General features: G+C 72.0%; 10 protein-coding genes. 4 read left to right on the forward strand and 6 right to left on the reverse strand.

Annotated elements, in window-relative coordinates; genetic code table 11:
* Positions 1–143 precede the first annotated feature (143 nt).
* The gene (gene erm, locus M1L56_RS09940) at positions 144–968 is read left to right on the forward strand and encodes a 23S ribosomal RNA methyltransferase Erm (RefSeq protein ID WP_248599104.1); all 825 of its coding nucleotides are present in this window, start codon (positions 144–146) and stop codon (positions 966–968) included.
* A 65-nt stretch (positions 969–1,033) separates the two neighbouring features.
* Here the strand turns inward: erm and purL are convergent, their stop codons facing one another.
* Both purL and M1L56_RS09950 read right to left on the reverse strand, forming a co-directional pair.
* Positions 1,034–3,346 carry a phosphoribosylformylglycinamidine synthase subunit PurL gene (purL, locus tag M1L56_RS09945; RefSeq protein ID WP_248599145.1) on the reverse strand — a complete coding sequence of 771 codons (2,313 nt, stop codon included), beginning with the start codon at positions 3,344–3,346 and terminating at the stop codon, positions 1,034–1,036.
* 348 nt (positions 3,347–3,694) lie between these two features.
* Entirely contained in the window at positions 3,695–4,510 is an 816-nt protein-coding gene (locus M1L56_RS09950) for a shikimate 5-dehydrogenase (RefSeq protein ID WP_248599105.1), read from the reverse strand.
* 218 nt (positions 4,511–4,728) lie between these two features.
* Here M1L56_RS09950 and M1L56_RS09955 point away from each other — a divergent pair, with 218 nt between their 5' ends.
* Positions 4,729–7,911, forward strand: coding sequence for a carbohydrate binding domain-containing protein (locus M1L56_RS09955; RefSeq protein WP_248599106.1), 3,183 nt, complete (start codon positions 4,729–4,731; stop codon positions 7,909–7,911).
* Between the two features lie 209 nt (positions 7,912–8,120).
* On the opposite strand, the gene M1L56_RS09960 is transcribed toward M1L56_RS09955, so the two are convergent.
* On the reverse strand, positions 8,121–8,651 hold the full coding sequence (locus tag M1L56_RS09960) for a DUF3817 domain-containing protein (RefSeq protein ID WP_308198846.1): 531 nt from the start codon (positions 8,649–8,651) through the stop codon (positions 8,121–8,123).
* Positions 8,652–8,745: 94 nt separating this feature from the next.
* A complete protein-coding gene (locus M1L56_RS09965; RefSeq protein WP_248599107.1) occupies positions 8,746–9,312 on the reverse strand; it encodes a hypothetical protein in 567 nt (188 codons plus the stop codon).
* Positions 9,313–9,417: 105 nt separating this feature from the next.
* On the opposite strand from M1L56_RS09965, the gene M1L56_RS09970 reads away from it, so the two are divergent.
* Both M1L56_RS09970 and M1L56_RS09975 read left to right on the forward strand, forming a co-directional pair.
* On the forward strand, positions 9,418–9,951 hold the full coding sequence (locus tag M1L56_RS09970) for an adenine phosphoribosyltransferase (protein ID WP_248599108.1): 534 nt from the start codon (positions 9,418–9,420) through the stop codon (positions 9,949–9,951).
* Between the two features lie 94 nt (positions 9,952–10,045).
* Positions 10,046–10,780, forward strand: coding sequence for a flavodoxin family protein (locus M1L56_RS09975; RefSeq protein WP_282573464.1), 735 nt, complete (start codon positions 10,046–10,048; stop codon positions 10,778–10,780).
* A 13-nt stretch (positions 10,781–10,793) separates the two neighbouring features.
* Here the strand turns inward: M1L56_RS09975 and M1L56_RS09980 are convergent, their stop codons facing one another.
* Complete coding sequence (locus M1L56_RS09980; protein ID WP_248599109.1) at positions 10,794–11,024, reverse strand: hypothetical protein; 231 nt, start codon at positions 11,022–11,024, stop codon at positions 10,794–10,796.
* Positions 11,025–11,089: 65 nt separating this feature from the next.
* Positions 11,090–12,406 carry a DUF2254 domain-containing protein gene (locus tag M1L56_RS09985; RefSeq protein WP_248599110.1) on the reverse strand — a complete coding sequence of 439 codons (1,317 nt, stop codon included), beginning with the start codon at positions 12,404–12,406 and terminating at the stop codon, positions 11,090–11,092.
* Positions 12,407–12,468 lie beyond the last annotated feature (62 nt).

The raw sequence follows: 12,468 nt of genomic DNA on the forward strand, positions 1-12,468 counted from the left end.
CCGCCTGAGGCGGAGCGACCGGACCACCTGACCGCTCCTCCGCCTCGGCCCGAATCCAGGGCCGCGGTGCGGTTTCGCCGTACCCGGCTGACGATCACCAGCCAGCGGAGCACTCCATGCGACCATCACGACCCCACCGACCGATGCCCAACCGGTCCCCGCACCCGAAGCGGGCATCGCCTGCGCGCCCGACCTCGTCGCCGGCGGGCGGCCGACACGAGCTCGGGCAGAACTTCCTCGTCGACCGCGCCGTCATCGAGCGGATGACCTCGCTCGCCGCGGCCACGCGCGGTCCCATCGTCGAACTCGGCGCGGGCGGCGGCGCGCTCACGCGCGAACTCGCGCGTCTCGGCCGCCCGCTCACCGCGGTCGAGCTCGACCCGCACCGTGCCGCGGCGCTGCGCCGCGAACTGGGCGGCGCCGCGGACGTCGTGCACGCCGACGTGCTGCGCTGGCCGCTGCCGCGCGAGCCGCACGTCATCGTCGGCAACGTGCCCTTCCACCTCACCACCGCGATCCTGCGGCGCGTGCTCGACGCGGACTGGTGGGGCAGCGCCGTCCTGCTCACCCAGTGGGAGGTCGCCCGCCGTCGTTGCGGCGTCGGCGGAGCGAGCATGCTCACCGTGCAATCGGCGCCGTGGTACCGCTTCACGCTCGACCGCCGGGTTCCTGCGCGCGCGTTCCGGCCGGTGCCGTCGGTCGACGGCGGCGTGTTCCGCATCGACCGGCGGGCCGAGCCGCTCGTCCCAACGCGCGAGCGACGGGCGTACCGCGCGTGGGTGGGCGACGTCTTCCAGGGACCCGGGCGGGGACTCGTCCAGGTGCTGGGCCGCACCGGCCGCCCCATCGCGCACGGCCTTGCGCGCCGGATGCTCCGCGAACGCGGCATCGATCCGAGCACGCCGCCGACCCGGCTCACGACCGAGGACTGGGTCGAGCTGTGGCGGTTGGCGCGGGACCGGCCATGAACGACGACGCCGGCCGCGGCCCTCTCGCGAGGACGCCGCGGCCGGCGTGATCCGGTCGTCGGGATCTAGTAGCCGACGACCGGACCGAAGGCGTCCGCCAGCGGCGCCCGGTTGACCGTGCGGAGCTCGTCGATCGAGACCGTGAAGGCGTCCTGCACCTCGAGCGAGCCCGACGCGGCATCCGTCACGCCGATGCGACGCACGGGCACGCCCCGACCCTCGCACAGGCCGCGGAAGCGCACGTCGTCCTCACGCGGGACGGTCACGATGACGCGCGACGCCGACTCGGAGAACAGCGCCGTCGCCAGGTCGATGCCGGCATCCTCGACGACCTCGTTGAGGACCACCCGGGCGCCGACACCGAACCGCGAGACGGCCTCGGCCAGCGCGACCGCGAGGCCCCCGTCGGACAGGTCGTGCGCCGAATCGATGAGGCCCTCGAGTGCGGCCGCCGCGAGCAGGTCGCCCAGCTGCTTCTCGCGACCCAGGTCGACCATGGGCGGGATGCCGCCGAGGTGGTCGTGCACGACGCCCGCCCACGCGGAGCCGTCGAGCTCGGCGTACGTCTCGCCGAGCAGGTAGATGTTGTGCCCGTCGTCCTGCCAACCCGACGGGACGCGGCGCGCGACGTCGTCGATCACGCCGAGCACCGCGACGACCGGCGTCGGGTGGATCGGCACGTCGCCGGTCTGGTTGTAGAAGCTGACGTTGCCGCCCGTGACCGGGATTCCCAGCTCGAGGCATCCGTCGGCGAGTCCCTCGACGGCCTGCGCGAACTGCCACATGACCTCGGGGTTCTCGGGGGAGCCGAAGTTGAGGCAGTCGGAGATGCCCATCGGCGTCGCACCCGTCACGGCGACGTTGCGGTACGCCTCCGCGAGCGCGAGCTGCGCGCCGCGGCGCGGGTCGAGCTGGCAGTAGCGGCCGTTCGCGTCGGTCGCCACGGCCACGCCGAGCCCCGACTCCTCGTCGACGCGGATCATGCCCGCGTCATCCGGCGCCGCGAGCGCGGTGTTGCCGAGGACGTAGTGGTCGTACTGCTTCGTGATCCACGCGGCATCCGCCTGGTTCGGCGAGCCGACGAGCTGCAGGAACTGCGCCCGGAGCTCGTCGCCGGTCTGCGGGCGGGGCAGGTCGGCGGCGGAGTCGGCCTGGAGGGCGTCGAGGTACGACGGGTACCGCATGGGCCGCTCGTACACGGGCCCGTCGACCGCGACGGTGCGCGGGTCGACGTTCACGATCTCCTCGCCACGCCAGGTGATCGAGAGTCGACCGGAGTCGGTGACCTCGCCGAGCACGCTCGTCTCGACGTCCCACTTCTTCACGACCTCCATGAAGCCGTCGAGCTTCTCGGGGCGCACGATGGCCATCATGCGCTCCTGGCTCTCGGACATCAGGATCTCTTCCGGCGTGAGCGAGGGGTCGCGCAGCAGCACGTCGTCGAGCACGATCGACATGCCGCCGTCGCCGTTCGCCGCGAGCTCGCTCGTCGCGCACGAGATGCCGGCGGCGCCGAGGTCCTGGATGCCCTCGACGAGGTCGCCCGCGAACAGTTCGAGGCAGCACTCGATGAGCACCTTCTCGGCGAACGGGTCGCCGACCTGCACCGCGGGGCGCTTCGTCGGGCCGCCCTCGGCGAAGGTGTCCGATGCCAGGATCGAGGTGCCGCCGATGCCGTCGCCGCCCGTGCGCGCACCGAACAGCACGACCTTGTTGCCCACGCCCTTCGCATTCGCGAGGTGCAGGTCCTCGTGCCGGAGCACGCCCACGGCGAGCGCGTTCACGAGCGGGTTCTTCTGGTACACCGGGTCGAACCACGTCTCGCCGCCGATGTTCGGCAGGCCGAGGCAGTTGCCGTAGAAGCTGATGCCCGCGACGACGCCGTGCACGACGCGCGCGGTGTCGGGGTCGTCGATGGCGCCGAACCGCAGCGCGTCCATGACCGCGACGGGGCGCGCGCCCATCGAGATGATGTCGCGGACGATGCCGCCGACGCCGGTCGCGGCGCCCTGGAACGGCTCGATGAACGACGGGTGGTTGTGCGACTCGATCTTGAACGTCACCGCCCAGCCCTCGCCGATGTCGAGCACGCCCGCGTTCTCGCCGATGCCCACCATGAGGTGCTGCTTCATCTCGGGCGTGACCTTCTTGCCGAACTGGCGCAGGTGCACCTTGCTCGACTTGTACGACGCGTGCTCGCTCCACATCACCGAGTACATGGCGAGCTCGGCGCTCGTGGGGCGCCGGCCGAGGATGTTGCGGATGCGCTCGTACTCGTCGGGCTTCACGCCGAGCGCCGCGTACGGCTGCTCCTTCTCGGGCGTCGCGATGGCGACCTCGACGGTGTCGAGCTGCGCGGTGCGGGGCGCCTCGATGATCTCGGCGTCGGCCGCGCCGGGGGCGTCCGGCTGCGGGTACTGGCTGGCAGGCGTGGACGAGGTCTCGATGGTCACGGGTGGCGAGCTCCAGAGGGTGGCGGCGAGCGGATGCCGCGGGGCGGATGCCGGACCCCGCCAGTCTACCGGCCGTGCTCACCTGAGCAGTCGCGAGGTGCTGCCTCCCCTTCTCAGGAGTTCTGCGGCGTGTCGCGTGTCGCAGCGGCGCGTCGTCCTGAGAAACGCCCGGTTCCCGCGCCCCGCTCCTGAAAACGGGATCGGAGCGGCGGATGGCGCGGGGCGCGGGGCGTCGGGCCCGGGGCGCCGGGCGCGGGTGCGCGGGGCGGCGCGCTACTCGGCGCGGGAGAAGGCGGCGGCGCGCTCGACCTGGTCGCGGGTCAGCGCGACGCCCGTGTAGCGCTCGAACTGGCGCGCGGCCTGCAGCGCGATGACCTCGGCTCCGGTGATGACGGGCGTGCCGGCGGCGCGCGCGGCCCGGATGAGCGGGGTCTCGGCGGGGAAGGCGACCACGTCGAACACCGTCGAGGCGCGCTCGATGAACCGCTCGTCGAACGCGAGCGCCGCGGCATCCGCGCCCTGCATGCCGAGGGGAGTGACGTTGACGATCACGTCGAAGGATGCCTCGGGGTCCTCGGCCGCCCAGTCGTAGCCGTACTTCGCAGCGAGCGCCGGGCCCGCCTCGGGGTTGCGCGCGAGCACCGTCAGATCGTCGAATCCGGCGCCGCGGAATGCCGCCACGACCGCCTTCGCCATGCCGCCCGAGCCGCGCACGACGACGCGCGAGGCCGGGTCGAGCCGGTGCTCGGCGATGAGCTGCGCGACGGCCTCGTAGTCGGTGTTGGATGCCGTGAGCCGGCCGCCGTCGTTCACGATCGTGTTGACCGACTCGATCGCCGCGGCCGACGGCTCGAGTTCATCGACGAGCGGGATCACGTCCTCCTTGAACGGCATCGACACGGAGCATCCGCGGAAGCCGAGCGCGCGCATGCCGCGGATCGCGCCCTCGGGGTCGTCGGTCGTGAAGGCCTTGTAGATGAAGTTCAGCCCGAGCTCGTCGTAGAGGAAGTTGTGGAACCGGGTTCCGAGGTTCGACGGGCGGCCGGAGAGGGAGATGCAGACCTGCATGTCCTTGTTCAGAATGGGCATGCGCCCCATTCTCGCCCGGGTGCGCCGGGCTCGAGCGCGCCTCGGGCGCGAATCGTCGCTTCGCCGCGCTTGAGGCGACGATTCGCGTCCGCCGCCGCCCCCGGCCAGCCGGACGCGCGTCCACCCCGCCGTTGAGATCGCAGGTGACACGTGTCATCATGTCCGGGTGCGGCCAACGGGGGCCGCCGTACTGTGACGGAGCAGACATGCAGGCAAGAATGAGAGCGCTCTCACGCGGAGGCGGCGCCGCCGTCGTCGCCGCGGCGCTGTTGGTTCCCCTCGGCGCGACCGCGACCGCGGCGGCGGCCGAGGGAACCACGACCGTGATCACCGACTTCGAGGGCGGCGCGCCCTCGGGCTTCTTCAGCTATGGCTCCGCCGGCTTCGGCGTGGTCGACGTCGCCGCCGGTACGGCCGACGCGAAGCCCGGCCAGGAGGGGCCGACCACGGTCCTCTCCTACGGATGGGACGTCACCGCCGGCGGCAGCTTCGGCGGCGTCGGCGAGACGTTCACCGCGACCCGCGACGTGAGCGCCTACGACGGCGTCACCTTCTGGATGAACGGCTCCGGCAACGGCACCGCACTGCAGTTCGAGCTCTTCGACGGCGGCGCGAACCCCGACGTGTCCGAGCGCTTCGACACCACGATCGTCGACGACGTCGCCGGATGGCGTCAGGTGACGCTGCCCTGGTCGGCCTTCCAGCGCGCGACCGACTTCCAGCCCGACGGCGCCCCGAACGACGGGTTCGGCAAGGTCGCCGTGTGGGGCTACGCGCTCCCGGCGGTCAACGGCGCCAACACCGTGCGCATCGACGACATCGCCGTCTACTCGGGCATCGAGGTGCCGCCGGCCGTCTCGTTCGCGAACTCGACCGCGAGCCTCATCGAGGGCGACACCGGATCGATCGAGGTGCGGCTCGACCGCGCGCTCGAGACGCCGGTGACGGTCGCACTCGAGGCGACGGATGGCACGGCGGCAGCGGGCGACGACTACGTCGACCCGAGCACCACGATCGAGTTCGCCGCGGGCCAGACGAGCCGAACCGTCGACCTCGAGACGGTCGCCGACGACGTCGAGGAGGCGAACGAGACACTCGTGCTCACGCTCGCGGACGCCGCCGGCGCCACCGTCGGCTCGCCGTCGAGCATGACCGTGACGATCATCGACGACGACGGCGAGGTCGTCGGCCCGCCGAGCGGCCGCACGCTCGTCGTCGACGACCACGAGGCGCCGCTCGTACGCGGCGACGCGGGCGGCGTCCCGGTCGGCTGGTTCAACGCCGAGGACCCCAACAGCTCGGTCGCGTTCGAGCGAACGGATGCCGCGCCCGCGCCGGTCCCCGGCGCCCCCGCCGGCAACCACGTGCTGCAGGCCGACTACCGCGTGACGAGCTTCGGCGTCGTCGTGCGCAACTTCACGAACGAGGCCGCCGACGCGTGGACGACGCAGGACTGGTCGACCTACGAGGGCATCGGCTTCTGGATGTACGGCAACGGTTCGGGCACCGACCTGTTCCTCGACCTGCTCGACAACCGCAACCCGGGCTCGACCGTCGACGACGCCGAGCGCTTCGTCGTGTCGTTCAAGGACGACTGGCGGGGATGGAAGTTCCTCACGTTCGACTTCGCGGACTTCTCGCGCAAGAACATCGGCAACAACGCCCCGAACGACGGACTGACGCTGACCGAGATGCACGGCTACGCGTTCGGGTCGCTCCGCACCTCCACGCCGCAGACCTTCCGGTTCGACGACGTGCTGCTCTACGGCGAGGCCGAGCCGCCCGCGCTCTCGGTCGGGTTCGACCGCGCCGGGTACGAGGTCACCGAGGGCGACACCGCGACGGGCGTCATCCGCCTGAACCGCGTCGCGGACGAGGACGTGACGGTGAGCTGGGAGTCGCTCGCGATCGAGGCGCGCACCGCGACGGAGGACCTCTCGGCCACCGCCGACCGGGACTTCACGCCCGGCAGCGGCACCGTGACGATCCCCGCGGGCGAGCGGCAGGTCGCGATCGAGCTGCCCACCTTGCAGGACGGCAAGCACGAGGTCGACGAGACGTTCGTCGTGCGCCTCTCCGACCCGGTCGGGGCCGAGTTCGGGTTCGTGCGCACCGCCACCGTGAGCATCCAGGACGACGATGAGATCGACCCGACGCTCGTCGACGACTTCGAGACCACGCCGTGGCTGTTCGACACGACCGGCAAGTCCGTGCTCACCACGCGTGAGATCGAGGCGGGCTCCGGCGCCGGCTACCCCGGCCAGGACGCCTACGAGTACGTCGCCGACTTCGCCCACAAGGGTCCGGCGACGCTCAGCCGCGACTTCGCGGGCGGGCAGGACTGGTCGGATGCCGAGGGTCTGAGCTTCTGGGTGAACGGCACCGGCAAGCAGACGAAGGTCACGGTCGGCCTGAAGGACGACCCGGCACCCGACGGCGGCCCCGACACCTGGGAGCTCGCGTGGAGCGACGAGTTCGACGGCCCCGCCGGCGCACCGGCGAACCCCGAGAACTGGACGTACGAGACCGGCGGCTGGGGCTGGGGCAACGACGAGCTGCAGTACTACACCGACAGCACCGACAACGCGGCGCTCGACGGCAACGGCAACCTCGTCATCACCGCCCGCGAGATCGACCCCGCGACGACCGACCTCGAGTGCTGGTACGGCCCGTGCGAGTACACGTCGGCGCGCCTGATCACCGAGCAGAAGCAGGAGTTCCAGTACGGGCGCATCGAGTCCCGGGTCAAGGTGCCCGAGGGCAGCGGCATCTGGCCGGCCGTGTGGTCGCTCGGCACCGACTTCCGCGAGGTCGGCTGGCCGCAGACCGGTGAGATCGACGTCATGGAGTTCGTCGGTCGCCTGCCGAACGAGATCTTCGGCACCATCCACGGCCCCGGCTACTCGGGCGGGCAGTCGTACGGCGGGATCTACGACTTCGGCGCGCCCGTGCCCGGCGACTGGCACGAGTTCGCCGTCGAGTGGACGCCCGAGGAGATCGTCTGGTCGGTCGACGGCATCGTCTACCACCAGGCCGACCCGGCGGATGTCGCGCCGAACGAGTGGGTCTTCGACCACCCGTTCTCGCTGCTGACCAACGTCGCGATCGGCGGCAACTTCGGTGGCGCGCTCGGCGACGACCTCGAGTTCCCGCAGTCGCTCACGGTCGACTACGTCCGCGTCTACCAGGCGCCGGACACCGCCGAGCGGTTCACCGCCGACGTCACCGTGCGCGGCACGGGCTGGCAGCAGGTGACCGTTCCGTTCGACGCGTTCAAGCGCGAGAAGAAGCAGCCCGCGGGTGCGCCGAACGACGGCCTCACGCTGACCGACGTGCAGGGGTACCGCCTCACGTTCGGCGGCTCGGGCCAGGTGTCGGTCGACCGGGTGACGGTCGAGTGACTCGGGTCGCCTGACCCGACGCACGAGGGCGGGGCGGATGCCGCGGCATCCGCCCCGCCCTTCGTCGTCCTGGCGGGACGTCACACGCCCCCGCACGATTCTTCCGACCCTTTTCAGGAGTTCTCCGGCGGGTCGGGTCGTGGCGCGGCGTGTCGTCCTGAGAAACGTGCGGGATCGGCGAGCGGCTCCTGAGAAAGGAGGGTGACAGATCAGTCGCGGCCGCCGGGCGGGCCGATGATGAGGAGGATCGTGAAGACCGCGGCGATGCCGAGCACCGACAGGACCGTGAGCAGCAGCGGCCGCGCGAGGAACCACCGCAGCATCCGGTTGATCACGTTGCCGTCGGCGGGGTGGTCGGTCGCCTCGCGGCGCCATCCGCCCTCGAGCCGGTCGTGGCGCAGCGCCCACCGCTCGAACGGGATCGTCGCGTAGGGCACGATCGCCGACACGACGCCGAGCGCCATGAGGCCGAGCGGCCAGCGCTGGTTCACGCCGACGAGCACGGCCGCGAACGCGTACGCGAGGAAGACGAACCCGTGGATGGACCCGCCGACGAGCACCGCCCAGTCGAGTCCGAGCGTCGCCCGCATGATGAGGCCCGTGATGAGCATCGTCCACGTGATCGCCTCGGCGAAGGCCAGCAGCCGGAACAGCCGCTTCGGGGTGAGGCCGGGGGCGACCGAGGTGACGGTCGTGGTGGTTGCGGGCGCGGGCAGGATGGGGGAGTCGGGGGAGCTCACCGGTCCATCTTGGCAAGTCGACCTGCGAATCGCATCGAACGAAGGGCTGAGCGGATGCCGCGGCGGGCTCCGTCGCGCGATTCCGGGGGTCGCCTCAGCCTCTGCCGCCCTTGGGTCCCTTGCCGTTGCCCTTGTCGTTCCCCTTGCCCTTGCCGGGGTTGGAGTCCTTCGGGCCGGGCCCGCCGGAGCCGCCGGAGCCGCCCGAGTCGCCCGAGTCGGAACCGCCGCCTCCGCCGCCTCCGCTGCTCCCGTCGTCGCCTCCGCCCGAGGACTGCTGCTGCTCGGCGAGCTCACGCAGTCGTTCTTCGAGCGTCGCCTGCGCGTCGAGCAGCTCCTGCCGCTCGGCCTCGCTCTGGGCGGCGAGGATCGCCACCTCGAGGTCCTTGCGCACGAGGGTCATCGCGGCGGCGATGGCCTGGAACCGGTCGTCGTCGAGTCTCCCGTTGGAGTGCGCGCGCTCGAGCCGGTCGGCCATCTCGTCGAGTCCGGCGACGGCGGCCCCCCAGTCGCCGGCGGCGCTCGACGCCGCGATGGCGTGCACGTCGCCCCGCAGTTCTGCGGCGGTCTCGGGCTGGTACGACGGCGCCGAGCAGCCCGACAGCGCCAGGGCCGCGGCGATGGCGATCGCGGCGGCGGCGCGGGGCAGGTGGCGATCCGTCATCCAGCGAACGTACCGGGGCGGCCGAGGCGGCGGAACCGGGTTGACGGCGGCCGCGCTGCTCCTCGGGAACCCGCGCCCGCGACCCGGCGGGGCTAGGGTGGGCCGGTGGACGATGCCCAGGTGCGCGAGCTCGTCGAGTCGAAGCTCGCGACGATCCCCGACTTCCCCGAGCCCGGCGTGCTCTTCCGCGACCTGACGCCGGTCTTCGCCGACGGCCCCGCGTTCCATGCGCTCGCGGAGGCGCTGACCGTGCCGTTCGCGGGCCGGTTCGACGTCCTCGCGGGCGTCGAGGCTCGCGGGTTCCTGCTCGCGGGCGCCGCGTCGGCGCTCTGCGGTGCGGGCGTCCTCCCGGTGCGGAAGGCCGGCAAGCTCCCGCGCGCGGTGCTCCGCGAGGAGTACGACCTCGAGTACGGCACCGCCGCGCTCGAAGTGCACGAGGGCGAGCTCCCGCCGGGGTCGCGCGTGCTCATCGTCGACGACGTGCTCGCGACCGGCGGCACCGTCGGCGCGGCGGCCCGCCTCGTGGAGCGCGCCGGCTGGACCGTCGCCGGCGTCTCGGTCGCGATCGAGCTCGAGGCGCTCGCGGGGCGCGGCATGCTCGGCGGCCGGTACGACGTCCACAGCGTGCTGCGCTACTGACCGACGAGAACGGATGCCGCATGCGGGCGGTGCGCGAGGTGTGCGTTCGCTGACAACCCGCGGCATCCGCCCCTCGCCGGAGTAGCGTCGGCCCATGGCAGCCGAACCGGACTTCAGCGATCTGACCGCGCTCTTCGTCAACTGCACCCTCAAGCGCTCGCCCGAGACGAGCAACACGCAGGGCCTCATGGATTCGAGTATCCGGCTCATGCGCGAGCACGGCGTCTCGGTCGAGTCGATCCGCTTCGTCGACCACGACGTGGCGACGGGCGTCTACCCCGACATGCGCGAGTACGGCTGGCAGTACGACGCGTGGCCGGATGAGATCTGGCCGAAGGTCGAGGATGCCGACATCCTCGTGATCGGCGGCCCCATCTGGCTCGGTGACAACTCGTCGGTGACGAAGCGACTCATCGAGCGGCTCTACGCGATGAGCGGTGAGCAGAACGCGAAGGGGCAGTACGTCTTCTACGGCAAGGTCGGCGGCGCGATCATCACCGGCAACGAGGACGGCATCAAGCACTGCGCCATGGACATCCTCTACAGCCTGCAGCACATCGGCTTCACGATCCCGCCCGCCGCCGACGCGGGGTGGATCGGCGAGGCGGGGCCGGGCCCGAGCTACCTCGACGAGGGTTCCGGCGGCCCCGAGAACGACTTCACCAACCGCAACACGACGTTCATGACGTACAACCTCATGCACGTGGCGAAGCTGCTGAAGGACGCCGGCGGCATCCCCGCGATCGGCAACGTGCGATCGGAGTGGGACGAGGGCGAGCACTTCGGCTACGTACCCGCGCCCGATCACCCGAATCCCGAGTACCGCTGAGGGCGGGCGCGACTCAGTCGGCGTCGATGCCGCGTCCGTCCCCGCGGGGGCCGTCGCCGTCGTGGCGCGGGCCGGGCAGTCCCGGTCCGCGGTCGTCGTGGCCGGGGCCGCCGTCGCGCCAGCCGGGCATGCCGTCGTCGTCCGACGCGGCGGTCGCGACGCCGAACCACGTCATGGCCTGACCGGCGACGACGCCGCTCCCGAACGCGAGCAGCACGAGCACGAGCGCGCCCGCGACCGGCACGCGCGGGCCCGAAGCCCACCGGGAACCGGCAGCCGTGCCGGGTGCTCGCGTGCCGGCGCCGAGCGTCAGGGCCGTGTCGGCTCGTCAGCCGCGTCGAGCACACGTCGCGCGTCGGCCTCGAGCTGGGCGAATCGACGCCGTTCGACCTCGTCGTAGTCCTGGCGCGCAACGGAGGCGGAGAGGCGGTCGAGCTGCTCTCGCAGCGCTGCACGTCGTTCCGCATCGCGAGTGCGCCACGCGACGTCTGCGATGAGCCCGTAGAGCCGGGACACGACGTCGGGATCGCCGGCGCCGTATCGTCGCGGCTGTTGCAACGCGGTCTCGAGGAGGGCTGCGAAGTCGGTGCGACACGGCACCAGCCGGGCGCGTCCGGCCGCGTCCACGAGGGACGGCGGTTCCGGGGGAAGCTCGGCCAGGTCGGCCAGCACCGCGGCCAGGTGGCTGAGGGCGTGGACGGCCGTCGTCGGGTCGTTGACGCCGGGCGACAGGGCTTTCGTCGCGATGTCCGCCAGCTGGCGTACCCCGTACCCGATGTCCTGGCGGGGCGTGCGCTCGTACGAGATCGAGACCGCGTTCCTGATGCCATCGCCGACCGGATCGGCCCCCGCCCGATCGGGGATCGCCGATGCGTCCTCGGCCGTCCACCACGAGGCCATCGGCGTGCCCGCCACGATGCTCGAGCCGACGGCCAGCCGCTCGCGGATGACGACGTCGTGCTGTTCGGCGAGGTCGACGAGGCGGGCCCGGTCGATCGACGTGACGAAGCCGGACCGGTTGGCGACGACCCGATGCTCCGGGCGATCCGCCGGTGCGGTCGGGATCGTCTCGGTGCCCTCCGGCCGGTCCTCCGCGAGGAGCTCCACGGTGCGCGACGCCTCCGAGTGCACGTCCTTGAGCATGGTGTCGACCCGGAGGATCCGCGCGAGATGGCCGAGGAACAGGATCAGCACGAGCATGCTCACGACCGTGAGCAGCACGGCGAACGTGACGGAGATCCGCGGCACGGCGAGGTTCCCGCCCGCGTCGGAGACGGTGCGCAGCACCACCAGCGCGTAGGCGAAGGTGCCGAGGAAGGCCGCGAGCGTCCAGTGGACCATCGGGTCGGAGGCGAACAGTCGCAGCAGCCGGGGCGAGGCCTGGCTGCTCGCGAGCTGCAGCGCGACCACGGTGAGGGAGAACGTGAGCGAGGTCGCAGTGATCAGCGACCCGCTGATGGTCGTGAGGACGGCGCGGGCGGCGTCGACGCCGCCGCTGAAGACCCAGGCCGCGATCGCGGACGGCAGCTCCTCGTCGACGGCGCGGTCGAGTTCCGGCAGCAGGACGCCGAGCGCGACGCCGACCAGGAGGGCCGCGGCCGGGATGGGCCAGAGGCGGGAGGCCACTGCTTCGGAGAGTGCGGAAAGCCTGCGCCGGGTCCTGTTCGATCGATCGGACATGCCACCCC

The organism is Agromyces sp. C10 (assembly GCF_023217995.1).
GTDB classification, from domain to species: domain Bacteria; phylum Actinomycetota; class Actinomycetes; order Actinomycetales; family Microbacteriaceae; genus Agromyces; species Agromyces indicus.

Bases quoted from the DNA above. Each gene is read 5' to 3' on its own strand.
- erm (WP_248599104.1), top strand. From the start codon at position 144: ATGCCCAACCGGTCCCCGCACCCGAAGCGGGCATCGCCTGCGCGCCCG.
- M1L56_RS09965 (WP_248599107.1), bottom strand. From the start codon at position 9,312: ATGACGGATCGCCACCTGCCCCGCGCCGCCGCCGCGATCGCCATCGCC.
- M1L56_RS09950 (WP_248599105.1), bottom strand. From the start codon at position 4,510: ATGCCCATTCTGAACAAGGACATGCAGGTCTGCATCTCCCTCTCCGGC.
- M1L56_RS09975 (WP_282573464.1), top strand. From the start codon at position 10,046: ATGGCAGCCGAACCGGACTTCAGCGATCTGACCGCGCTCTTCGTCAAC.
- M1L56_RS09955 (WP_248599106.1), top strand. From the start codon at position 4,729: ATGAGAGCGCTCTCACGCGGAGGCGGCGCCGCCGTCGTCGCCGCGGCG.